The organism is Micromonospora sp. C51 (assembly GCF_018070435.1).
GTDB classification, from domain to species: domain Bacteria; phylum Actinomycetota; class Actinomycetes; order Mycobacteriales; family Micromonosporaceae; genus Micromonospora; species Micromonospora sediminimaris.
Genome location: NZ_JAGPXQ010000001.1, coordinates 548,965 through 571,116, shown reverse-complemented (window position 1 = coordinate 571,116; position 22,152 = coordinate 548,965). Strand labels below are relative to the sequence as shown.

The window sequence follows — 22,152 nt, the reverse complement described above, 5'->3', positions numbered from 1 at the left end:
CATCCCGGTGCCAGCGCGTCTATCGGGGCAGGATCTCCACATACCCGTCGGTGGCGTGCACGCGGATCCGCTGCCGGTCGGGGATCAGCCGGGTGGCGTCCGCCACCCCGACCACGGCTGGCAGGCCGTACTCCCGAGCGATCACCGCGCCGTGGGTCATCTGTCCGCCGACCTCCGTCACCAGGCCGGCGACCGCGACGAACAGGGGCGTCCAACTGGGATCGGTGTGGGTGGTGACGAGGATGTCGCCCGGTTCGAGATCGGCCTGGGCCAGGTCCAGAATGACCCGGGCGCGTCCTTCCACGGTCCCGCTGGAGACGGGCAGACCGACCAGGGCGCCGGCCGGCACGTCGTCGCGTCGGTACGACCCGGTGACGGCCTCACCCTCGGAGGTGAGCACCCGGGGTGGCCGGAGCGCCTGGTACGACCGGAACTCCTCCCGGCGCTGCCGGACGAGCCGGTCGTCGACGTGGTTGGTGCGTACGGCGTCGTGGAACTCACCGAAGGTGAGGAAGAAGACGTCCTCCTTGTCGCGGATCACCCGTGCCTCGACGAGACGTTCGGCCTCGGCCAGTAGAGCCTGCTTGTAAAGGAAGTAGCGGCTGATGATGTCGTACTTCGGGTACTCCCGATAGCCGGCGAAGGTGCGGACCCGGTCGATCATCCGCTTGGTCTCGGTGGCCTTGCGCTCCCCGTCCGCCAGGGCCCGCAGCCGGGACAGCACCTCCCGTGTCTTCTGCTCCGCAGCCTGCCGGCCCTGCTCGAAACGACGCTCGGCGGCACCCGGCTCGGCGTGCCGGAGGTGTTCCAGCAGCACCGGCAGCAGCGTGGTGGGACGCTCGCGCCACCGTGGCCTGGTGATGTCGATCTCGCCGACGCAGCGCATGCCGTACCGGTCGAGGTACGCCTCGATGGCGTGGCGCGCATCGGTGCCGCCGGGCAGCTCGGGCAACTCGTCGAGGAAGCTCTCGTCCTCGACGTCATGCAGGAACGCCACCACCTCGGGGTACGGGCGGATCACATCGGCGACGTCGAGCAGCGCCAGCCCCATCTCCGACGTCACGTTGCCGGGGGCGGAGAGGGTCAGCGTGTCGGCCGCGTTCTTCTCGCCCAGCCACGTCCAGAGGTGGTCGTTGAGCCACCAGGTGGCCTCCATCCCCGCCATGATCGCCTGCATGCTCAGCGGGTCACCGAGGACTCGTTTGTGCTCCTGGAACGCGGTTGTCAGGAAGTCGAACAACGCCGTGCCGGTCTGCGTCCGGATGTCGCGCCGCAGGGCGGCGATGGAGGCTTGGCTGCGCTCGACCAGTCCGGCGACGATGGCTGGGTCCGTGTCGATCGCAGTGACCGCTGGGGCGGCGGCCGGTGCGCCACCGGTCTTCGCGTCGGGCCGCGTCGGGGCGTCTGGGTCCGGCCCCGTCGGAATGAAGTCGGGGCGGGCGAGGATGGTCTCCAACGCATCCCTGACCAGCGGATCGCCCTTACCCATGATCTTCAACAGGGCAGCGCGGGTCGCGGGGGAGGCCAGCCGCTGGGTGACGTCGACGAAGAGCCTGCCGCCGGCCGCCTGCATGGGCGCCATGGCCGTCAACTGCCACATCGACAGCCCCAGCGGCTTCATGGCATCGGTCATCATCTGCTGATGGCCGACCGAGACGTAGACGTGGTTGTCCTGGTCGCCGGTTGCCGGGACGGGGAACAGCGTCGTGATGGGCCGGCTCTGCACGATCTGGAAGGCGTCGCCGACCAAGCACCACTCGATGTCCTGCGGGCAGCCGAAGTGTGCCTCGATCCGCCGCCCGAGCTGCGCGAGCCGTACGACCTGGGTGTCCGTCAGGGTCGGTTGCTCCCGCCGCTGCGGGTCGATCGCCTGTTCCCGCGTACCGCCGTCGGGGAGGGCGTGGAGGGCCCGCTGTTTGGTGGCGACCGCCCGGCCGACGATCTCGCCGTCGCGCACCGTGAACACGTCCGGGTTCACCAGGCCGGAGACCAGAGCCTCGCCGAGGCCGTAGCTGGCATCCACGGAGGAGACCTTCCGGTTGCCGGTGACCGGGTCGGCGGTGAACAGGACGCCGGCCGCGTCCGGGAAGACCATGCGCTGCACGACAACAGCCATCCGGACCGTACGGTGGTCGACGCCGTTGCGCTGGCGGTAGGTCACCGCACGCTCGCTGAACAGCGACGCCCAGCACCGGCGGACGTGCTGGACGACCGCGGCCGCGCCCAGCACGTTCAGGTACGTGTCGTGCTGACCGGCGAAGGAGGCCGTCGGCAGATCCTCGGCGGTCGCGCTGGACCGGACGGCGTACGCGGCCTGCCCGTCGAGTTCGTCGACGGCGCCGGTGATCGCCGCCGCCAGCTCGACCGGCACGGGGACGGCCTCGATGGCGTGCCGGATCTCGGCGCTGCGCGTCCGGATCTCGTCCCGGTCGTCTGGGTCCAGCCGCGCCAGCTGGTCGAGCCGATCGTCGATCGACGGCACCTCGGCCATGACCCGTCGGAACGCTGCCGTGGTCACGCAGCAGCCGGCCGGCACCCCCAGGCCGTGGATCCGCGTCAGCACGCCCAGGTGGGCCCCCTTACCGCCCACGACTCCGAGCTGTGTCTCGTCGATGTCGTGCAGGCCCAACACGTACTGCCCGGTCGTCTCGTACGTCGACAGCTCCCGCACGATGTGCCCCCGTCTCTTCGTCGGTAGGTTGTCCGGCCGAGGATTCTGCGGCAGAACCCGGGTCTTGCCACAAGCCCCCCGGTGCGCTATACGTTAGGAGTGGCAGGGAGGTGACTCTCTGCCTTTGTCTTTGTCGCCCGTCGCGGGGCTCCACCGCCGACCGGACGGGGGAGGCCCACCATGGATGTCACCTCGCGCCGCGAGCCGGCCCGGATCGGTCTGGACGGGCCGTTGGGCGGCAATGCCGCATCGATGCAGGCCACCGCCCGGGCCCTGGCGCAGGCCGAGTCGGCCGTGGCCGCGGTGCTCGTGGAGGGCATCAGCGACCAGATCGCCCTGGAGACGCTGGCGGCCGGTCGTGGCCGCGATCTCGCCGCCGAACGGATCGTCATCGTTCCGATCGGCGGGGCCCACGCGATCGGTCGCTTCCTGTCCAGGCTGGGCCCACCCGGGACCGGTTTGCGCCTCGCCGGCCTCTGCGACCTGCGGGAGGAGGAGATCTTCCGGCGTGGGCTGACCGAGGCGGGTGTCGGTACGCCTCGCAGTCGAGCTGAAATGGCGCAACTCGGGTTCCAGGTCTGCGTCGACGACCTGGAGGACGAGCTGATCCGTGCCGTCGGCAGCGCGGATGTCGAAGCCCTCTTCGAGGCCCAGGGCGAGCTGCGGCTGTTCCGTGGGTTCCAGAGCCAGCCCGCCTGGCGCGGTCGGGATCCCGACGCGCAGCTGTGGCGGTTCCTGCGCAGCAGTTCGCGCCGCAACCTGCGCTACGCCCGCCTGCTCGTCGAGGCCGCTGTCGCCCGGGACACCGTGCCCCAGCCACTCGACGTGCTGCTCGCCAACATATGACCAGCGTGGCGGGGTTCCCGCCGTTCCGGGTCCGCGCACGGGGACCACTGCTGGGATGAGTTTCCGGCTGGCCGCCTACGCCGTGTGCATCGACGATGAGCGGGTGTTGCTCGTCCGTTGCGTGTGGCCGTCGGGCGAGACGAACTGGTCCCTTCCGGGCGGCCGGGTCGAGCACGCGGAGGATCCGTTCGACGCGGTGCTTCGGGAGGTTGCCGAGGAGACCGGCTGCGACGGGGTGGTCGAACGCCTGCTGGGGGTGGACTCCCGGGTGATTCCCGCCGCCGAGGCACGGTCAGGACGCGTGCACCAGAATGTGGGCATCTTCTACCAGGTCCGCATCACGGGAGGCGTTTTCCGGCCGGAGCCGAACGGCGCGACCGCGGAATCGGTCTGGACCCCGGTACCGGATGTGGTTCACCTGTGCCGATCCTCCCTCGTGGACGTCGGCCTCGCCCTGGCGCGGACGCGTCCGGCGACCGGGCACGTCCCGCCGGTCCCGGTCGGTGGGCTCGTCCAGCACTGACTCCAAGCGGTACTGCCCCGCAGCCGGGGATCTCCGGCGGGCGCGGAAGGGATTCAACGCTCCCGGACGCGTTCGGCGATCGCGTGGCCGAGTTCGGCGGTGGTGCCGGTGCCGTGCAGGTCGGGGGTGAGGGGCGCCTGCTTCGGCCCGAGCGCCAGGACGTCCTCGATGGCACCGAGGAGATGGGCGGCGGCCTCGGGATGGCCGAGGTGGTCCAGCATCATCGAGCCGCACCAGATCTGGCCGATCGGGTTGGCGATGCCCTGGCCGGCGATGTCCGGTGCGGAGCCGTGCACCGGTTCGAAGAGGCTCGGGTGGTGGCGGTCGGGGTTGATGTTGGCGCTCGGCGCGATGCCGAGCGTGCCGGTGCAGGCCGGGCCGAGGTCGGAGAGGATGTCACCGAAGAGGTTGCTGGCGACGACCACGTCAAACCATTCGGGGTGCAGTACGAACTGGGCGGCGAGGGCGTCGATGTGGAACTTGTCGACCCGTACGCGGGGAAACTGCTCGCCCATCGCGGCCACCCGCTCGTCCCAGTACGGCATCGAGATGGCGATGCCGTTGCTCTTGGTGGCTGAGGTCAGGTGTCGTCGCGGGCGGTTCTGTGCCTGCTCGAAGGCGAAGCGCAGCACCCGATCGACGCCGATCCGGGTCATCACCGTCTCCTGGAGCACGGTTTCCCGGTCGGTGCCCTCGAAGATGCGCCCGCCGACGCTGGAGTATTCCCCCTCGGTGTTCTCGCGTACCACCAGGAAGTCGATGTCGCCGGGCTCGCGGTCGGCGAGGGGGCTCCGGACGCCGGGCATGAGCCGGCAGGGGCGCAGGTTCACGAACTGGTCGAAGGTGCGCCGGAACTGGAGCAGGCTGCCCCAGAGCGAGATGTGGTCGGGCACCACGGTGGGCCAGCCGACCGCGCCGAAGTAGATGGCGTCGAAGGCGCGCAGCGTCTCTTCCCAGTCGGCCGGGAGCATCCTCTGGTGCCGCTGCCAGTACTCAGCACTGGCGAAACCGAAGTCGGTGAACTCCAGCCGCAGGCCGAAGCGCCCGGCGGTCGCCTCCAGGGTTTCGATCCCGGCCGGTACGACCTCTTTGCCGATCCCGTCGCCGGGGATGACGGCGATCCGGTGGTTCATCGGGCCCTCCGCAGTGCGTCGAGGCCGCCCTGGGCGTCCGCGATGGCGATGCGTTCGGCGGCGGTGGAGTCGCCGGCACGCAGTGCCCGGACCAGTGCGCGGTGGCTGGTGTAACGCTCCATGCCGAAGGTGTCGTCCTCGGCCACCCGCTGCAACAGCAGTTCCCGCCGCTGCGGGCGGGTGAACACCCGGCTCTGGTCGAGCATCCGGACGAGGACCGGGTTGTGGGCGCAGGCGTTCACCGTCTCGTTGAACTCCACCATGGTGTCGAGCAGGGCGGTGAGGTGCCGCTCGGTCGGCAGGCCCTGGGTGCGGCGCTCCTTGAGCAGGATCAGGAGGTCGTCGGCCCGGTCCAGGATCTCGTCGAGGGCGTCGAGCTGGTCGGCCGTGGCGTGCCGGGCGGCGAACCGGGCGACCAGGCCGCGCAGGCCGACCTCGACCTCGGCGAGGTCGTCGATGGCGGCGTCACGGATCTCGGCGACCAGCACGGTACGCGGCCCGATCCGCTCGATCAGCCCGTCGGACTCCAGCCGTCGCAGCGCCTCGCGGGCCGGGGTGGGACTGATCGCCAGGCGTTCGGCCAGGCCGCGCTCGGTCACCTTCTCTCCTGCTGCGAGTTCACCGGCGGCGATGGCGGCGCGGACCTGACGGTACGCCTGATCGGCGAGCGTCTCCGTGACTGTCATGGCCACACCCTAACTCATGCCATTGCCTAAATTGCATGCAACTGTTGACGAGTTTGCTATAGCAAACTAGCGTGACGCGGCACACGTTACGTGGAGGTGACATGGCCGACATGAAGACTCGCGACGAGGTGTCATACCGGAAGATCACGTTCTTCATCGCTCTCGCGCTGTTCGCGCAGGAGTCGACCTGGAACTTCTACGACAACCAGGTGCCCGTTCTGCTGCGCGAGCACGTCACGAGCGCCGCGCTCGTCGGCGTGCTGATGGGCATGGACAACCTGCTGGGGATCTTCATCCAGCCCTGGATCGGCAACCGGTCCGACAACACCCGGACCCGGTGGGGTCGGCGCATCCCGTACCTGGCGGTGGGCATGCCCCTCGGCGCGTTGTTCTTCCTGCTCCTGCCCTGGACCACCTCGCTGGTCACGCTGGTCGCGGTGATGGTCTGCTACGCGCTGGTCGCGAACACCATGCGACCGCTCGCCGAGGCGCTGACCCCGGACTTCGTACCGCCGCAGCGACGCGGCCGAACCAACGCCATCGTCAAGATCGCCACTTCGCTGACCATCATCGTGGCGTCACTGATCAGCCTCCTGGTGGTGGACGACCACCCCCGGGCGGCCTTCGTCATCCCGGCGGCGATCATGCTTGTCGTCACCGCCGTGATCATCACGAAGGTGCGCGACAGCCGATCCCCGGCCTATCGGGCCGCGGTGGCCGAGGACGCGACCGCCGGACCCGGCGAGACGAAATCACCACTGTGGCGGGTCGTCACCGAACTGGTCACCAGCCGGGACCGGCGGCGGGTACTGCTACTGCTCACCGTCTTCCTCTTCGGCGGCGCCTGGTTCGCGTCCCGGTCACTGATGACCCCGTACGGCATGGAGGTGCTGGGCCTGACCCGCGGTGAAGCGGGCGGGCTCACCCTGCCCAGCGGCGTCGCGTACCTGATCGCGGCCTATCCGGCCGCGCTGGCGGCCGAGCGCTTCGGCAGGCTGCGGGTGATCCTGATCGGCATCGCCGTCTTCGCCGCGGCGCTCGCGGCCGGCGCCGTCGTGCGGACCCCCACCGGCACTGTCGTGCTGTTCTGCGTCGCCGCCATGGGCGCCGCCGGATTCCTGATCAACGCGGCGGTCGCGTTGTGGAACCTGGCCCCGTCCAGCCGGATGCTCGGCGCCTACACCGGGCTCTACGCGGTCACCTGGTACCTGGGCGGCTTCGCCGGGCCGGCGCTGGTCGGCGCGGCGGTCGACCTCGTCGGTTGGAACTGGATGCTGCTCGACATCGCCGTGCTGGCCACCCTCGCCGGTGTGGTGGTGATCCGGCTGGCCCGCCTGGAACGGTTCCGCGAGACGACTCCCGCCCTGTCACGTTGAGAGAGAGCCGATGTCGACCATTCTGATCACCACCGACTACCTGCGCCCCGGGGACGAGGTGGACACCTACCTCACCGGCCAGGGCTTCACCACCCGGCACGACCCGATGCGTGGGCCGCGCCGACCGGCGGACCTGATCGCCGCGTTGGCCGGTGCCGACGGCGCGCTGATCGCCAACGAGCCGATGACCGAGCAGGTGCTGGCGGCCTCGCCCGGGCTGCGGGCGATCGTGCGCACCGGTGTCGGATACGACTCGGTGGACGTACCGGCCGCCACCCGGCTCGGCATCAGCGTCAGCAACCTGCCCGGGATCAACGCCAACGCGGTCGCCGAGTACACCCTCGCGTTGCTGCTGGCCCAGGCGCGGCATCTGGTCCCGATGGCGGTCGGGGTCGCGGCCGGCGACTGGCCGCGGCGGGACGGGCACGAACTGCGCGGCAAGACCCTCGGCCTGATCGGTCGTGGCGCGGTGGCCCAGCGGGTACGACCACTCGCCGAGGCGTTCGGTATGACGGTGCTGGGGCACGAGGTCCCGCTGGAACACCTGCTCCGCGCCGCCGACTACGTCTCGATCCACACCGCGCTGACCCCGCGCACCCGGCACCTGATCGATGCTGCGGCGCTGGCCCGGATGAAGCCGACCGCCCATCTGATCAACACGGCACGCGGGCCGATCGTCGACGTCGCCGCGTTGGCCGAGGCGGTCCGGTCCGGCCGGATCGCCGGGGCGGCCCTCGACGTGGTCGACGTCGAACCGCTGCCCGCCGAGAGCTTGCTGCGCGGCGTCGACGGCATCACCGTCTACTCGCACATGGCTGGCCAAACCATCGAGGCCCGCCGCGACTCGGGTCGGTGCGGCGCGAGCGAACTGGTCGCCGCCCTGGCCGGTAACCCGCAGACCTCCGTCAACGCCCACCTGATCGACCCGGAGCAGAGAAGATGACCGCTGACGTGATCGTTGTCGGGGCCGGCCTGGCCGGGCTCGTCGCCACCGCCGAACTCGTGGACGCCGGGCACCACGTCCTCCTCCTCGACCAGGAACCCGAGCAGAGCCTCGGCGGCCAGGCGTTCTGGTCGTTCGGCGGCCTGTTCCTGGTCGATTCGCCCGAGCAGCGCCGGATGGGCATCCGCGACTCGCGTGAGCTGGCCTGGCAGGACTGGCTGGGCAACGCCGGGTTCGACCGGCCGGAGGACGACTGGCCCCGGCGCTGGGCCGAGGCGTACGTCGACTTCGCCGCCGGCGAGAAACGGGCCTGGCTACGCCAGCTCGGCGTCAAACTGTTCCCGATCGTCGGTTGGGCGGAGCGTGCCAACAACTCGGTGCCCCGCTTCCACATCACCTGGGGTACCGGGCCGGGGCTGCTGGCGCCGTTCGTCGCCAAGATGCGCGCCGGGAAGGTGACGGTCAAGTTCCGGCACCGGGTCGACGAGATCGTGCGCAGCAACGGCACGGTGTCCGGCGTACGCGGAAAGGTCCTCGAACCGAGCGGCGCGGAACGCGGCACCGCCACCAGCCGGACGGTAGTCGCGGATTTCGAACTGTCCGCGCCGGTGGTGGTGGTGACCTCCGGCGGCATCGGCGGCAACCACGACCTGGTCCGCCGCAACTGGCCGGAGCGGCTCGGCACGCCGCCCACGCAGATGATCTCCGGGGTGCCGGCCCACGTGGACGGCCGGATGATCGACATCGCGGCGGCGGCCGGCGGCGCAGTGATCAACCCGGATCGGATGTGGCACTACGTGGAGGGCGTGCAGAACTGGAACCCGATCTGGGACGCGCACGGCATCCGTATCCTGCCCGGACCCTCCTCGATCTGGCTGGATGCCCTCGGGCGCCGGCTGCCGGCGGAGCTCTCGCCCGGGTTCGACACCCTCGGCACCCTGGCTCACCTGCGGTCCACCGGGTACGACCACAGCTGGTTCGTGCTGACCCAGAAGATCATCGAGAAGGAGTTCGCGCTCTCCGGCTCGGAACAGAACCCGGACCTGACCGCCCGTAGCGTCCGCCAGGTGCTCGGCCGGATCCGGGCCGGTGCGCCGGCGCCGGTGGAGGCGTTCAAGAACCACGGCGCGGACTTTGTGGTCGCGTCCGACCTGGACGACCTGGTGAACGGGATGAACGCGCTCACGGAGACGCCGCTGCTGGACCCGGCCGACGTGCGGCGGGTGGTCGAGGCACGCGACCGGCAACTGGACAACCCGTTCACCAAGGACCTGCAACTCGCCGCGATCCGGAACTTCCGGAACTACCGGGGGGATCGGCTGATGCGGACCGCCCCACCGCACCGGATCCTCGATGCGGAGGCCGGACCGCTGATCGCCGTGCGCCTGCACGTGCTCACCCGCAAGACCCTCGGCGGCCTGCACACCGACCTCGACGGGCGGGTCCTGGACGCCACCGGGCAGCCGGTACCCGGCCTCTACGCCGCCGGTGAGGCCAGCGGCTTCGGTGGCGGTGGCATGCACGGCTACCGCGCCCTGGAGGGCACCTTCCTGGGCGGCTGTCTCTTCTCCGGCCGGCAGGCCGGCCGAGCGATCGCCAAGAATTGAGGAACGATGGCCACCAACCCTGACTCCGTACGTATTCTCGTGCCGGTCGGTATGCTCGGCGCCGGCTTCCCGCCCGAGACCGTCGAACGTGGACTGGCCCTCGGCGCCGACGTGGTCGCCGTGGACGGCGGCTCGACCGACTCCGGGCCCTACTACCTGGGCACCGGCACCGCCAAGACCGCCCGCGCCGCGGTCGCCCGCGACCTGCGCCTGCTGCTGCGGTCGGCGGCCACGGCTGGCATCCCGCTGATCATCGGCTCGTGTGGCACCAGCGGCACCGATGCCGGGGTCGACTGGGTTGCCGGCATCACCCGGGAGATCCTCGCCACCGAGGGCCTGGACCTGCGGCTGGCCACGATCTACAGCTCACAGCAGGCCGCCGACCTCGATCTGGACCGGATCCGCCCCCTGCCGCCAGCCGGCGACCTGGACCTGGCGACGTTGGAGAGCTGCACCAACATCGTCGGGATGATGGGCCACGAACCGATCGCCGCGGCTCTGACTGCCGGCGCCGACGTGGTCCTCGCCGGACGGGCCACCGACACCGCGGTGGCCGCCGCCTATCCCTTGCTCAAGGGAATGCCGGCCGGGCCCGTGTGGCACGCCGCGAAGATCGTCGAGTGTGGCGGACAGTGCACCACGAACCCGCGTGCGGGTGGTGTGCTGGCCACCGTCGACGCGACCGGTTTCACCATCGAGCCGCTCGATCCGAGCAATGCCTGCACTCCCACCTCGGTCGCGGCGCACATGCTCTACGAGACGGTCAACCCGTTCACCATGCGCGAGCCGGCCGGCACCATCGAGGTCGGCGACGCGGTCTACCGGGCCCTGGACGAACGGCGCGTCCGTGTCGAGGGTTCCCGGTTCGAGCCCGCCGCGCAGCACACCATCAAGCTGGAGGGTGCCCGGATCACCGGGTACGAGACGATGTCGTTCACCGCCATCCGTGACCCGCACATCCTCGGCCAGATCGACACCTGGACCGCCCTGCTCCGCAAGATGATCATCGAGTGGGTGGCCGGGACCATCGGGCTGGGCGAGGGCGACTACAGCTTCGACATCCGCCGCTACGGGTACGACGCGATCCTCGGCGACCTCGACCCGGCCACCGGCCCGCCCCGCGAGGTGGGCGTGATGCTCCTGGTGCGTGCGGCGGACCAGGCGACCGCGACCGCGGTCGCGAAGGTCGCCAACCCACTGATGCTGCACCTGCCCACGCCGGACATGGACTACCTGCCCAGCCTCGCCTTCGCCACGTCACCGGCCGAGACGGAACGCGGAGCGGTGTACGAGTTCGTGCTGAACCACGTCGTCGAGGTGTCGTCGCCGAGCGCCCTGTTCCGCGTCTGTCTGGAGGACAACCGATGACCGTGGTCGCCGATCTCGCGCTGGAGGTCCGGTCCAAGAACGCCGGTCCGTTCTGGGTGACCATGGAGGTGTTCGCCCGCGACGCCGATGCCTATGCGGTGGTCGCTGATCCAACGTTCCTGGACGCCTCGGTGATCGCCCGCCTCTACGGTGTCACGGCACAGGACGTCCAGTTCTACCGGATTCCCTCGCTGAACGTCGTGAAGATCTCGTTCCCGCGGCCGGTGGTGCAGGGCAGCCTGCGCGACCACGACATCCACGCTGGCCAGCACCATGTGCCGCTGGCGATGTTGGCCGTCCCACCCGCCGCCTGACCGTACCGGCAGCCGTTCGACTCCCACTCGTAACCGGCAAAGCCGGGGGAATCTACCGATTCAAGTTTCGGCTGGTCGTGCTGGAGTTGGTCATCAGCGGCAAGCGGTGCCGTGGCGGAGGGATGACCTATGGAGATCCTCAGAAGGCTGGCCCAGGCTGCGGTCGTCGGTGGGGTGCTCGCCATGCTCGTGGCGTGTGGGAGCGATGCGGGCTCAGGTTCTTCGACGCCGGGGGAGGCTCCGGGCGCGGCGGAGAGCGTCGACGGAGCGGCGCCGGACGACGCCGCCGGGTCGCTGACCGAGCCGAAGGGCGAGGAGTGCGAACGCCTCACCACGGACGAGGTCGCGGACGCGATCGGGGCGCACGACGGTGGGCAGCACGACTACCAACTCGGCGGTTGCGTGTGGACGGCGACCTCCGGTGGGGAGGCGATCCACGCGTCGGTGCTGTCCAAGGACGAGTACGAGGCGGTGGCCGAGATCGGGGAGCCGGTGAGCGGATCTGCCGACGGGGCCGTCTACGACGAGATCCATGGCGAGCTGTGGTTCCCGTGCGGCAGCGGTGAGTTCTGCGGCATCAAGGCCAACATCGGTGACTCGGACCGGCGCAAGGACGTCGCATTGCGGATGGGCACGGTCCTGCAAGGCCGGGTGTAGCAGCCGTCGCCCGGGGTGGCGCTACCGCCTGACGCGCCGACGCGCCGACGCGCCCGGCTCGCCCGGTCAGACCTGAGTCTGGACCGGGTGAGCCGGGCGCGTCGAGGAACTGTCGCCGCTTCCGCTGACGGATCAGCCCTTCACGGCTCCGGTCAGCCCGCCGACGATCCGGCGTTGGAACAGGCTGAAGAAGACCAGCGCCGGGATCATCGACAGCGAGGTGAACGCCAGGACCTTGGCCGTGTCGACCGAGTACTCCGAGGCGAACGCCTGCACACCGAGGGGCAGCGTGAAGGTCTCCTCCCGGTTCAGGATGAACAGCGGCAGGAGGTATCCGTTCCAACTCTGGATGAAGGTCAGGATGGCCACGGTGATGACGCCCGGCATGGCCAGCGGGAGCACCATCCGCCAGAAGAAGCCCAGTCGGCTGCAACCGTCGATCGACGCGGCCTCCTGGATCTCGTCGGGGATCGCCCGTACGAACGGGACCAGGATGATGATGGTCAGCGGGATGCCGAACCCGATCTGCGGCAGGATCACCCCCGGCAGCGTGTTCATCAGCCCGAGGTTCTTGACCAGGATGTACAGCGGGGTGATCGCCACCGTCAGCGGGAACATCAGGCCGGCGGCGAACAGCGCGTACATCGCCCCCCGTCCCCAGAATCGGTAGCGCGCGATGATGAAACTGGTCATCAGACCGAGCGTCACCACCCCGGCCGTGGTGGCCAGGGCCACGATGGTGGAGTTGAACACCTGCTGCCAGAAGGTGCTGCCGGTCAGCACGTCGAGGTAGTTCTGGGTCTGCCAGGTGGTGGGCAGCCCGGCGGGGTCGGTGGTGATCTCCGCGTTGGTCCGGAAGCCGCCCAGGATGATGTAGACGACCGGGGCCAGCATCGTCGCGATGAGCAGCAGCGCGATGAAGTACACCGACGGGTCCGTCCAGCTGAACGGCTTCCTGGACCGGGATGACCTGCGCGGCGCCCGGCGCCCCGCTACGGCGGTCACGGCCATCAGCGCCTCCCTCCGGTGATCGCGCCCTCGGTGTCCCGGCGCAGGATGAACCGCTGGTACAGCAGGGCCGCGAAGAGCGAGATGAAGAACAGGACCACGGCGACCGCGTTGCCGTACCCGTACTCTCCCGCGTTTCGTCCGTTGGCCACCATGTAGGTGGCCATCGTCGACGTCCCCGCCGTCGCCGCCACGTACTGGCCCCAGATGATGTAGACCAGGTCGAACAGTTGCAGGGCGCCGATCATCGACAGGAAGGCCCAGATGCGGATGGTCGGTCCGAGCAGCGGCAGTGTGATGCGTCGCTGGATCTGCCAGTACGACGCGCCGTCGATCGCGGCGGCCTCCGTCAGCTCCTCCGGGATGCCCTGTAGCCCGGCGAGGAAGAGGATGACGGCGAAGCCGATGTACTTCCAGGTGAGGATGCCCATCAGCGTCCACATGGCGATCTTCGGATCGGAGAGCCAGTCGTTCTGCAGCCAGCCGAGCCCGATCCGCTCGAGGACGGCGTTGACCACGCCCTCCCCGTGCAGCATCAGGCTCCAGCCGGTGCCGACGACCACCTCGGCGATGACGTACGGAATGAAGACCAGCACCCGGATCAGCGTCTGCCCCCACATCTGCCGGTTCAGCAGCAGGGCGAGCAGGATGGCCGCCGGCCCCTGGAACAGCAGGGACAGCACCACGATGATGCCGTTGTGGCGCAGGGCGTCGATGAAGGTGCCGTCTTCGAAGATCAGCAGATAGTTGCGGAAACCGATGAAGTCCTCAGCTGGCCCGTAACCCTGCCAGCTGAAGAAGCCGTAGTAGGCGGCCATGGCCACGGGCAGGATGACGAACGACAGGAAGACGATAAGTGTCGGCCCCGTCATCAGCGCGATTTCCAGCCGGGCCGCCCAGCCGATGCCCTTGGGTCGGCGGCGCGGGGCCGGGGGCGACACGACCGGCGTGTCACCCCCGACCTTCGTCAGACCCGGTGCCGGGTCCGGCGCGAGCCGTACGCTCTCGTGTTGCGTTTCAGACATGGCGTTCGGACTACTGCGCCCTCTTGGCGGCGGCCTTGACCGCGTCGACGATGGCCTGCGGATCCCCCTTGCCGGCCAGCATGTTCACCACGGCGGTGTTCAGGGCGTTGCCGACGTTCTGCCCGTAGACCGTGTCGAGCCACTGTGAGACGAACGGCGCCTGGTTGTAGGCGGCGAGGATGGACTGCAGGTGCGGCTCGGTGACCGCGGCCTGCGCCTCGCTGTTCACCGGCGGCGCGTTGAACGCCTCGTAGTAGGCCTTCTGCACCTCGGTCTTCGCCATGTAGTTCAGGAAGGCGGTGCACTCGGCCTTGGGGGCCTGGGCCGAGCAGGAGTAGCCGTCGACACCACCGAGGATCGCGCCGGGTTGACCGGCGCCGCCCTCGATGCTGGGGAAGGGGAACCAGCCCAGGTCGGGCAGCGGCTTCTGGTCCGGGGTCAGGGAGGCGATGACGCCGGGGTTCCAGGCGCCCATCAGCTCCATCGCCGCCTTCTTGTTGGCGAGCAGACCGGCCGAGCTGCCGGCGCCCTGCTGGGCGGAGGTGGTCAGGAAGCCGTTGTTGAAAGGCTCGGACGCGGCGAAGTTCTGCACGTCCTGACCGGCCTTGAGCCAGCAGGGGTCGTCGAAGGTCATCGTCTGACCGGCCTGGGTGATGGTCTCCGAGCTGCACTCACGCAGCGCGAAGAAGTAGTAGTAGAAGGCGGCCGGCCAGGCGTCCTTCGCGCCGAGGGCGATCGGCTGGACGTCCGCCGCCTTCAGCTTGGTCACGGCGTCCTGAAGCTCGGTGACGGTGGCCGGGGGCTGGGCGATGCCCGCCTTGGTGAACAGGTCCTTGCTGTAGAAGAAGCCGCCGGGCAGGACGGCCACCGGCATCGCGTAGACCTTGCCCTCGATCGTCTGCGCCGTGAACGACCCCTCGGAGATCACCTTCTTGGTGTCGTCGGTGATCGAGTCCGTGATGTCCATCAGCTGGCCGGCCTTGACCATCGCGGCCATCTTGCCGCCGCCGCGCTGCATGAACACGTCGGGGGCGTCGCCGGAGTTCAGGGCGGTCTGGAGCTTGCCGTCCAGGTCCTCGTTCTGGATCGACTGAATCTCGATCTTCACGTTCTGGTTGGCGGCCTCGAAGTCGGCGACGGTCTTCTCCCAGAAGGCCTGACCCGGCCCCGTGCTGGCGTTGTGCCAGAAGCTCATCGTGACCGAGCCGTCGCTGTTACGGCCGTCCGAGTCGTCGCCGCCGCAGGCCGCCGTCGCCAGGACGCCCGTTGCCAGGGCTACCGACACAGCCAGTAGTTTTCTCGCCCTCATCAATCTTTCCTCTCTGCCAAGTCCGCCAACCTGAAACACCCCTGCGAACGAGCCGAAGGCCAGCACGTGCACCGTGGCGGCGCCGAAGGGTTGTCTCCTGTCGACAGGCGCTGGTCCGGGCTCGCCTCGCGGTCACATCGCGATCAACCTCGGAGTGACCCAGGCCACCGACGGCCAAACGGTCGCAGACTTGTCCGAAAAAAACAAGACACGTTTCCGAAACTTCCGTGACCTGGAGTCGAGGGTGAGGACGTCGCTGGTCAGCCGGGCTTATCGGTGGCGGTAGCAGGGCGGCTGCGAACGTGGCTCTACGTGACAGGGTGTTTGCGCTAACAAGCGCTGGTCTGTAATGAGGTCCGAATCGTCCGGAAGCTGGACCGGGAGTTCCGCCGCGTCGCTTCGGCGACCTGATCGCTCGCATCCCGGTCCCGGAAAAATCCCGGTAGGACTCAGGGCGGCGTTCATCCGGCTCGTCCGGGAGGAATCGTTGTGGGCCCGTTACGAAGGCGATACCGAACCACGGGCGGGCGGAGGAACCGGGCGACTCCGGCGGCGCTGGTTGATCACGCTTACAGGCGTGATCGCCCGGAATTGTCACCGACACCGTACGACCGTGACCGAATGCGGAGAATTGGTACTGCGGTGTCACCCCAGGGTGGTGGCGATGGCGACCGCCTCGGCCATGGTCAGATCGCCTTCCAATCGATACGTCACCCCGGAGTCCGCCCAGATCAGGGTCGCGGCGGCGAGGCGGGCGCTCGCCTGGCGGACGACCCCGTCGCGGTCGACGTAGGAGACCGGGTGCGGGCCACGGAGCCAGATCGCCTCGCCGGCACCCACCTGCGTCCACTCGGCGTCCGACCCGCCGGCCTGCTTGAAGAAGACCGGATCGAGGCGGCCGTCGAAGGTGTCCAGGCGTAGGGTGCCGGCCCGGTAGAGCAGGCTCGCCACCCGGTACCCGCCGGTGCCGTCCGGGTCGGCCAGCAGGGTCTGCTCGGGTGGACCCAGCACGGTCGGTGTCCGGATCGGGAAGCGCACCAACCGGCGCGCCTCGTCGAGGGTGGTGGTGCGCTGCCCCGGCGGCGGCGACGGAACGCCGGTCGGCGGCGTCCGGTCGGGCGAGGTGCTGATGGTGACGCCGGCGAAGCGCAGCAGGCCCGCCATCGCGTCGGCGAGCGCGGCCCGCCCCGGCGGCAGCGCCGCCACCAGTAGCGCGGCCAGGGCCGCCGCCAGCGCGTACCGCCAGCGTCGGCGGCCCGTGTCGCGGCGGGCGGCTGGTGCGGCGCTCAGCCGGGCACGGACCCGGGCCGTGACGTCCGGTGGTTCGGGGGTCGCCAACCAGCCGGACAGGTCACGCAGCTCCCGCTCCAGGTCATCCATGGCTGACCTCCTCGACGGCGAGCAGGCCGCGCAGTTTCACAAGTGCCCGTGAAGTACGCGACTTCACGGTGCCCCGGGGCCAGCCCAGCATGGTGACCGTCTCGTCCTCGGTCAGGTCCAGCAGAAACCGACAGACGATCACCTCGCGGTCCCGCGACGGCAGCGACCGCAGGGCCCGCACGAGGGCGGCTCGGCGCTCCCCGGCGAGGACCGCGCCGACGGCGTCGTCCTCGACGATCTCCGAGCCCGACGCCACCCGCGCCGCACGCAGCACCAGGCCGTTGCGCCGCTCCCGGGTGCGGTGCAGGTTGCGTGTCTCGTTCGCCACGATGGCCAGCAACCAGGAGCGGAACGACGAGTCGCCTCGGTAACGGTCGAGCTTGCGGTACCCCTTCACGAACGCCTCCTGGATGACGTCCTCGGCATCGGAGCCCGCGCCGAGCAGCACCGCGGTCCGGTACGCGGCCGCAGTGTGCCGAGCGACCAGGGACTCGTACGCCGCCAGGTCACCTGCCTGCGCGCGGGTGACGAACTGCTCGTCGTCCAGGGCTACCTCCGGTGGGATCACCCCTACTGACACCGCCCGTGCCGATGAGGTTCCATCGCGCCGAGTGGGAACCCGAAACGGCCCGCCGGTGTCACCCGGTCATGATGGCGAACACGACGTTCTCGCGGCGTACCCTGCTGACCGCCCTGGCCGGGGCCGGCGCCGCCACCCTGGTCGGCTGCGAGCCGACCCCGGCCGCCGCCGACCCGCTACCGGACCCACTGCTCGTCACCCTCGACGGCGGGCTGACCGTGCTGCGTGGTGCCGACCGGCAGAGGATCGGCGCCGGAGTGGCCACCGCCGATGGGCGGCTGGTGTGGACGGCCGCCGCCAACGACGCCGACACCGACCTGTGGCGCGTCGACGCCAGCCGGGGCAACGTTTCCGAGCGGGTACGGCTGCCGGGCCGGTGGGTGCCGCAGACCGCCTCCACCGACGGCACCCGGCTGGCGCTGACCACCGAACGCCTCAGCGCCACCGGGGACCGGCCCGCCGGACGCGCCGAGACGCCTGTGCTGATCGCCGACACCGCCGGTGTGCGGCAACGGCTGCGGCTGCCGGGCAACGTGGTGCCGGAGGCGTTCACCCACGACCTGGCCGGGCTGTTCGTGCTGGAGTGGCTGCCGCCGGCCGCGCCGGACCGCTACCGGGTGCGCCTGGTCGACCTCGCGACCGGAGTCACCGGGCCGCTGCTCACCCGGGCCAAGACACCTGTGCCGGAGGGCGCGGAGGAGGAGATGCGTGGTGACGGACGGCAGGCGGTGCTGGCCCCGAACCGCGCCGTGCTCTACACGCTCTACACCCACCAGCCCGACCATCAGCACACCCGCGACCGGATCAGCGGCCGGCCAGGCAGCGACGTGCACGCCTTCGTGCACACGCTGCACCTGGAACAGCGGTGGGCGTACTGCGTGGATCTGCCGCACCCGTTCGGGGAGGGCCGCGCCGACGGCCACACCATGGCGATCACGCCGGACGGCGCCCGGCTCTACGTCGCCGACGTCGGCTCCGGCGCCGTCGCGGAGATCTCCACCGAGGAGCTGACCGTACGCCGCGTCGCCGCCCTCGGCGCTGGCAGTGGTCCGGCGTTCGCGGCGGCCTCCGCCGACCGGCTGTTCCTCGGTGCCGGCACCGCCGTACGGGCCGTGGAGCAGGCCGGTCTCGCCGTCACCGCCGAGCGGGCCACCGCCGACCCGGTCACCGGCGTCCTGCTCAGCCCGGACGACACTCGCCTCTACCTGGGCCAGCGGGCAGCGGTGTGCTGGCTGGATCCGGTGACCGGCGCGGAACTCGGCCGCGCCGCCGTGCCCGGTCTGGTGGGCCTGCACGCTCCCGCGCGGCCCGCCTGAGATCAGGCATCGTCGATCCCGGCCGCGGCCGGTCGTCGCCGAGGACCGCCGCAGGCCATCGCGCTAGCGGGCGTGGGTGGCGGCCAGGTCGGCGAGCAGACCCTCGCAGCTGCGGGCCACCACCTGCGCGCCCCGCCGCTGTGGCAGCGGGATTCCGGGATCTTCGGCATGTTCCCGCCACCGCCAGCGCGCCTCGGCGGCGCTCTCCCACAGCCACGCCAGTGTCGCGTCGGGCGCGATGCCCAGCCGGGCGGCCGGTTCGTCACCGTCCCCGCCGACCAGCCGCCGCGCCTCGGCGGCCAGCTCGGCGTCGAATCCGAGCCGGCCGTCGCGCAGCGCGGCCAGCAGCCGCGACTCGGCGAACTCGTGCGCACCGGCGAGCAGCTGCTCCAGCGCGGCGAGCAGGTCGCCGGTGACCGGACCCGGCTCGTCCCGCAGCAGCGCCTCCACCGCCGTCAGCGCCGACCGCGCCTTGAGCACGTGCCGGCGGTCGACGAAGAGACGGTTGAGCGACTCGCGTAGCTCACCGAGCCCGCTGCGGCGGACCAGCTCGGCGGCCAGAGCCACCCGGTTGTCGCAGCCGGTGCGGACGAGAGTGGTCGCCAGGCGGATCCCGACCACGCCGAGCCGCTCCAGCAGCGCGTTACGGGTGGCCGCGTCCAACCCGGCCGGTGGCTCGCCGCGGGCGAACCGCTCGGCGGAGAGGAGGTACGGCTCAAGCTCGGCGCGCGGTACCCGGGCCAGGGCCGCCAGCGCGGTGAACTCGGTCTCGCCGAGCACCCGGCCGGCCAGGCCGAGCAGCCCGCTGCACGGCACCACCGTCACGCACAGCGAGTCCACGTGCGGGTCCCGTAGCGCCCGTCGGGCGAGCTGACGGGCACCGAGCAGCGCGTCGACCCGGCCACCACCGGATTCGTCCACCCGGGAGAGCACCATGATCGTGTGGACCGGGGTGGCCTGCCCGACGACGCCCTCCCGGGTCGCCCCCAGGGTCCGCAGGTCGGCCCCGCGGGCGTCGCGGGTCAGGTACAGCAACGCGTCGGCCTCCCGCAGCACCCGCGCCAGCACCGGGTCCGTCGCCTGCTCGTCGGCGGCGCCGATCGCCGGTGTGTCCAGCAACGTCACCTGCCGCAGCGAGCGTGCCGGCCACCGCACCACGATGTCGCGCAGTTCCCCGGCGCGCCAACCGGTGAGGTCGACCCGCATGCCGGTGCCGGAGCGCAGCACTGCCAGCCGCTGCGGGGGGTGACTGGTGGAGTACCCGGTGGCGTCCGGCTGCGGCCCGTCCTCGTACCAGGTGAAGGCGCTCCCGTCGACGGGGGCCACCTCCTCGCCCATCAGGGCGTTGAGCAGGGTCGACTTGCCGCTGCGCCACCCGCCGACGACGGCGACCCGCAGCGGCTGGTCGTAGCGGGCCAACTGGTGCCGCAGCAGCTCGGTGGCCCGGGGGTTGTCGCGGTAGCCGTGCAGCGCCCGGTGCAGCAGGTCCCGGACCCCCGCGTCCAGCCGCGCGCCGGTCATGCCAGCGGCGCCAGTGGCGCCGGGCGGGCGGCGGTCACCTGCTGTGCCTGCTCATACAGCTCGGCCAGCCGGATCATCCGCTGCTGGATCTCCCGCTGGCGTCGCTCGCGTGTTGCCGCGTCGGTGTCGGCCGCCTCCTTGGCGCTGCGCAGCGACTCGATGATGGCGGTCTGCAACTCGTCGGTCAGGGCGGCGAAGTGATCCCGCAGCACCCGCTGCGCCCGGCGGGCCGCGTCCCGGCTGTCCTTGCTGACCTGGATGAAGAAGTCGTCGACGTGCCGCTGTACCGCCGCCTTGACCGTCGCCTGCCGCCGGCGCAGCAACTGTTTGCCCTCGTCGCGGATGCTCTTGCCGCCGAACAGGGCACCGGCGCCGATCGAGATCGGGTTGATCATCGGCATGCCGGCCAGGGTCAGGGCCAGGCCGAACATCAGCAGCCCACCGTAGGAGCCCTTCATGCCGGTGAACACCTTCTGGCCGACGGTGAACCGGTCGACGTTGGGACGTTCCAGCTCCGGCACCGGTGCGCCGTACTCCGCCGCGGCGGTCAGCGGCCACGGTGGCAGCGACCCGTGGCCGTACCGGGCGAACGACTCGGCGACCCGCCGGGCGATCCAGTCGCACCGCTGCACCAGCCACCGCCGGTTCGCCGCGGCCGCCTCGACCAGGCTCTCCTCCAGCCACTGCGCGACGGCGTCCCATGCCACAAGTGGGTCGGCGGTCTCGAACGCCTCGTCGACCATCCGCAGGATCTGCCGGGTGCGGTCGCGCAGGTCGTGCTCGATGTCGGAGATCAGATCGGCCATCTCGTCGGTCAACGTGTTCTGCCAGCGGGTGGCGCACCGCCGCAGCTCGTCGACCTCCCGCTGCGCCGCGTGCAGCCGGGCCATCGGCGCGGACTCCTCAGCCGAGCGTTGGTCGGTCAGTTCCGCCCGCAGTGGGGCGGCGAGCTGCTCCACCACGCTGCGCGCGGTCAGCACCACGGCAGCCCGGGCCAGGGTGTCGGGCTTGGCGGCCAGGTGTCGCCGGAGCAGGGCGATCAGCGCCGGGAAGCCGGACTCCGCGTTGAGCGCGTGGTCGCTGGTGGCGGCGGCGTGCAGGCGCAGCGCGGCGGACACCGGGATCAAGGGGGCCGGCACCCCGGCGTCGGCCAGGTGCCGCCGGTTGCGGTCGGCCACGGCCCGCCAGTCCGGAACCAGGTCCGTCTTGGTCTGTACCACGGCCACATTGGAGTGCGACCGGGTGAGGTGCAGCAGCATGTTCAGCTCGTTTACCGACAGGTCCCGGGTGGAGTCGGTGACCAGCAGCACGGTGTCCGCGCGGGCCAGGGCGGCGACCGGGGCGCCGGCGCCCGTGGCGGCGACGTCACCGCCGCCCGGCATGTCGACCAGCACCACGCCGGCGCCGAGCAGCGCTCGCGGCAGGCCGATCTCGATGTACGCGGGGCCGCCGCCGGGCAGCCGGCCGGTGCTGCCACCGACCCCGGCGGCGATCTGGTCGGTCGGCACCGGCGTCCGCTGCACGGCCGGCGGGTCGGCGGCCGGCGGCGTCCCCGGCCTCGTCAGTGGTGTTTGCACCACCGTCGCCGAGGCGACCTCGGCGTGCCGCAGCACGGTCGGCAGGACGGTGGTGGTCCCGTCGCCGACCGGGCAGACCGGTGCGTTGACGATCGCGTTGACCAGTTGGCTCTTGCCCTGGTTCGGCTCGCCGACCACCAGCACGGTCAGCGTCGGATCGAGCAGGTGGGCGCGTTTGAGGCGGACCGCCTGAAGCAGATCGCCCCGACCGTGTTCCTGGCACGTGCGGGCGATGTCGTCGAGCGCGTCGAGCCAGATTCCCGCCATCACCGCACCAAGTGTGCTGAATTCGGCTCAATTATCAAGTGCGAG

General features: G+C 70.6%; 19 protein-coding genes. 9 read left to right on the top strand and 10 right to left on the bottom strand.

Going from position 1 to position 22,152, the window contains the following annotated elements:
• Positions 1-19 precede the first annotated feature (19 nt).
• Complete coding sequence (gene rph, locus KBX50_RS02605) at positions 20-2,671, bottom strand: rifamycin-inactivating phosphotransferase (RefSeq protein WP_307870809.1); 2,652 nt, start codon at positions 2,669-2,671, stop codon at positions 20-22.
• Positions 2,672-2,851: 180 nt separating this feature from the next.
• Between rph and KBX50_RS02600 the strand changes: the two genes are divergently transcribed.
• Together KBX50_RS02600 and KBX50_RS02595 are read left to right on the top strand one after the other, a co-directional pair.
• Positions 2,852-3,517 (top strand): TOPRIM nucleotidyl transferase/hydrolase domain-containing protein, encoded by a 666-nt coding sequence (locus KBX50_RS02600; RefSeq protein ID WP_247672894.1) that lies wholly within the window; start codon positions 2,852-2,854, stop codon positions 3,515-3,517.
• Positions 3,518-3,572: 55 nt separating this feature from the next.
• The gene (locus KBX50_RS02595; protein ID WP_210934243.1) at positions 3,573-4,040 is read left to right on the top strand and encodes an NUDIX hydrolase; all 468 of its coding nucleotides are present in this window, start codon (positions 3,573-3,575) and stop codon (positions 4,038-4,040) included.
• Positions 4,041-4,093: 53 nt separating this feature from the next.
• Here the strand turns inward: KBX50_RS02595 and KBX50_RS02590 are convergent, their stop codons facing one another.
• Both KBX50_RS02590 and KBX50_RS02585 read right to left on the bottom strand, forming a co-directional pair.
• Positions 4,094-5,173, bottom strand: coding sequence for a tartrate dehydrogenase (locus KBX50_RS02590; RefSeq protein ID WP_210934242.1), 1,080 nt, complete (start codon positions 5,171-5,173; stop codon positions 4,094-4,096).
• Complete coding sequence (locus KBX50_RS02585) at positions 5,170-5,859, bottom strand: GntR family transcriptional regulator (protein WP_210934241.1); 690 nt, start codon at positions 5,857-5,859, stop codon at positions 5,170-5,172. Before KBX50_RS02585 ends, KBX50_RS02590 begins: the two co-directional genes overlap by 4 nt.
• A 101-nt stretch (positions 5,860-5,960) precedes the next feature.
• Between KBX50_RS02585 and KBX50_RS02580 the strand changes: the two genes are divergently transcribed.
• The 6 genes from KBX50_RS02580 (at position 5,961) to KBX50_RS02555 (ending at position 12,124) form a co-directional block, all read left to right on the top strand.
• Positions 5,961-7,235, top strand: coding sequence for an MFS transporter (locus KBX50_RS02580; protein WP_210934240.1), 1,275 nt, complete (start codon positions 5,961-5,963; stop codon positions 7,233-7,235).
• A gap of 10 nt (positions 7,236-7,245) precedes the next feature.
• A complete protein-coding gene (locus KBX50_RS02575; protein ID WP_210934239.1) occupies positions 7,246-8,178 on the top strand; it encodes an NAD(P)-dependent oxidoreductase in 933 nt (310 codons plus the stop codon).
• The gene (locus tag KBX50_RS02570) at positions 8,175-9,785 is read left to right on the top strand and encodes an FAD-binding dehydrogenase (RefSeq protein ID WP_210934237.1); all 1,611 of its coding nucleotides are present in this window, start codon (positions 8,175-8,177) and stop codon (positions 9,783-9,785) included. Before KBX50_RS02575 ends, KBX50_RS02570 begins: the two co-directional genes overlap by 4 nt.
• 6 nt (positions 9,786-9,791) lie before the next feature.
• A complete protein-coding gene (locus tag KBX50_RS02565; RefSeq protein WP_210934236.1) occupies positions 9,792-11,153 on the top strand; it encodes an acyclic terpene utilization AtuA family protein in 1,362 nt (453 codons plus the stop codon).
• Positions 11,150-11,467 carry a DUF4387 domain-containing protein gene (locus KBX50_RS02560; protein WP_210934235.1) on the top strand — a complete coding sequence of 106 codons (318 nt, stop codon included), beginning with the start codon at positions 11,150-11,152 and terminating at the stop codon, positions 11,465-11,467. The genes KBX50_RS02565 and KBX50_RS02560 overlap by 4 nt, the downstream gene beginning before the upstream one ends.
• A 129-nt stretch (positions 11,468-11,596) precedes the next feature.
• Positions 11,597-12,124 carry a hypothetical protein gene (locus KBX50_RS02555; protein ID WP_210934234.1) on the top strand — a complete coding sequence of 176 codons (528 nt, stop codon included), beginning with the start codon at positions 11,597-11,599 and terminating at the stop codon, positions 12,122-12,124.
• A gap of 132 nt (positions 12,125-12,256) precedes the next feature.
• On the opposite strand, the gene KBX50_RS02550 is transcribed toward KBX50_RS02555, so the two are convergent.
• The 5 genes from KBX50_RS02550 to KBX50_RS02530 form a co-directional block, all read right to left on the bottom strand.
• On the bottom strand, positions 12,257-13,135 hold the full coding sequence (locus KBX50_RS02550) for a carbohydrate ABC transporter permease (protein WP_093406993.1): 879 nt from the start codon (positions 13,133-13,135) through the stop codon (positions 12,257-12,259).
• Positions 13,135-14,157 carry a carbohydrate ABC transporter permease gene (locus KBX50_RS02545; RefSeq protein WP_210934233.1) on the bottom strand — a complete coding sequence of 341 codons (1,023 nt, stop codon included), beginning with the start codon at positions 14,155-14,157 and terminating at the stop codon, positions 13,135-13,137. Before KBX50_RS02545 ends, KBX50_RS02550 begins: the two co-directional genes overlap by 1 nt.
• Positions 14,158-14,167: 10 nt before the next feature.
• Positions 14,168-15,466 carry an extracellular solute-binding protein gene (locus KBX50_RS02540; RefSeq protein WP_210934232.1) on the bottom strand — a complete coding sequence of 433 codons (1,299 nt, stop codon included), beginning with the start codon at positions 15,464-15,466 and terminating at the stop codon, positions 14,168-14,170.
• Positions 15,467-16,111: 645 nt separating this feature from the next.
• Positions 16,112-16,846, bottom strand: coding sequence for a hypothetical protein (locus tag KBX50_RS02535; RefSeq protein WP_210934230.1), 735 nt, complete (start codon positions 16,844-16,846; stop codon positions 16,112-16,114).
• Complete coding sequence (locus tag KBX50_RS02530; protein WP_374224559.1) at positions 16,839-17,414, bottom strand: RNA polymerase sigma factor; 576 nt, start codon at positions 17,412-17,414, stop codon at positions 16,839-16,841. The genes KBX50_RS02535 and KBX50_RS02530 overlap by 8 nt, the downstream gene beginning before the upstream one ends.
• An 83-nt stretch (positions 17,415-17,497) precedes the next feature.
• Here KBX50_RS02530 and KBX50_RS02525 point away from each other — a divergent pair, with 83 nt between their 5' ends.
• Positions 17,498-18,742, top strand: a complete 1,245-nt coding sequence (locus KBX50_RS02525; RefSeq protein ID WP_210934228.1) for a YncE family protein — start codon at positions 17,498-17,500, stop codon at positions 18,740-18,742.
• Positions 18,743-18,805: 63 nt separating this feature from the next.
• On the opposite strand, the gene KBX50_RS02520 is transcribed toward KBX50_RS02525, so the two are convergent.
• Positions 18,806-20,263 (bottom strand): hypothetical protein, encoded by a 1,458-nt coding sequence (locus KBX50_RS02520; RefSeq protein WP_210934226.1) that lies wholly within the window; start codon positions 20,261-20,263, stop codon positions 18,806-18,808.
• Complete coding sequence (locus KBX50_RS02515; protein WP_210934224.1) at positions 20,260-22,107, bottom strand: dynamin family protein; 1,848 nt, start codon at positions 22,105-22,107, stop codon at positions 20,260-20,262. The genes KBX50_RS02520 and KBX50_RS02515 overlap by 4 nt, the downstream gene beginning before the upstream one ends.
• Positions 22,108-22,152: the final 45 nt, after the last annotated feature.

Excerpts from the sequence above, each read along its gene's own strand:
- KBX50_RS02535 (WP_210934230.1), bottom strand. The coding sequence starts at position 16,846 with ATGGATGACCTGGAGCGGGAGCTGCGTGACCTGTCCGGCTGGTTGGCG.
- KBX50_RS02515 (WP_210934224.1), bottom strand. The coding sequence starts at position 22,107 with ATGGCGGGAATCTGGCTCGACGCGCTCGACGACATCGCCCGCACGTGC.
- KBX50_RS02600 (WP_247672894.1), top strand. The coding sequence starts at position 2,852 with ATGGATGTCACCTCGCGCCGCGAGCCGGCCCGGATCGGTCTGGACGGG.
- KBX50_RS02540 (WP_210934232.1), bottom strand. The coding sequence starts at position 15,466 with ATGAGGGCGAGAAAACTACTGGCTGTGTCGGTAGCCCTGGCAACGGGC.
- KBX50_RS02565 (WP_210934236.1), top strand. The coding sequence starts at position 9,792 with ATGGCCACCAACCCTGACTCCGTACGTATTCTCGTGCCGGTCGGTATG.
- KBX50_RS02580 (WP_210934240.1), top strand. The coding sequence starts at position 5,961 with ATGGCCGACATGAAGACTCGCGACGAGGTGTCATACCGGAAGATCACG.
- KBX50_RS02525 (WP_210934228.1), top strand. The coding sequence starts at position 17,498 with ATGGCGAACACGACGTTCTCGCGGCGTACCCTGCTGACCGCCCTGGCC.
- KBX50_RS02550 (WP_093406993.1), bottom strand. The coding sequence starts at position 13,135 with ATGGCCGTGACCGCCGTAGCGGGGCGCCGGGCGCCGCGCAGGTCATCC.
- KBX50_RS02595 (WP_210934243.1), top strand. The coding sequence starts at position 3,573 with ATGAGTTTCCGGCTGGCCGCCTACGCCGTGTGCATCGACGATGAGCGG.
- KBX50_RS02570 (WP_210934237.1), top strand. The coding sequence starts at position 8,175 with ATGACCGCTGACGTGATCGTTGTCGGGGCCGGCCTGGCCGGGCTCGTC.
- KBX50_RS02560 (WP_210934235.1), top strand. The coding sequence starts at position 11,150 with ATGACCGTGGTCGCCGATCTCGCGCTGGAGGTCCGGTCCAAGAACGCC.
- KBX50_RS02520 (WP_210934226.1), bottom strand. The coding sequence starts at position 20,263 with ATGACCGGCGCGCGGCTGGACGCGGGGGTCCGGGACCTGCTGCACCGG.
- KBX50_RS02555 (WP_210934234.1), top strand. The coding sequence starts at position 11,597 with ATGGAGATCCTCAGAAGGCTGGCCCAGGCTGCGGTCGTCGGTGGGGTG.
- KBX50_RS02545 (WP_210934233.1), bottom strand. The coding sequence starts at position 14,157 with ATGTCTGAAACGCAACACGAGAGCGTACGGCTCGCGCCGGACCCGGCA.
- KBX50_RS02590 (WP_210934242.1), bottom strand. The coding sequence starts at position 5,173 with ATGAACCACCGGATCGCCGTCATCCCCGGCGACGGGATCGGCAAAGAG.
- KBX50_RS02575 (WP_210934239.1), top strand. The coding sequence starts at position 7,246 with ATGTCGACCATTCTGATCACCACCGACTACCTGCGCCCCGGGGACGAG.
- KBX50_RS02585 (WP_210934241.1), bottom strand. The coding sequence starts at position 5,859 with ATGACAGTCACGGAGACGCTCGCCGATCAGGCGTACCGTCAGGTCCGC.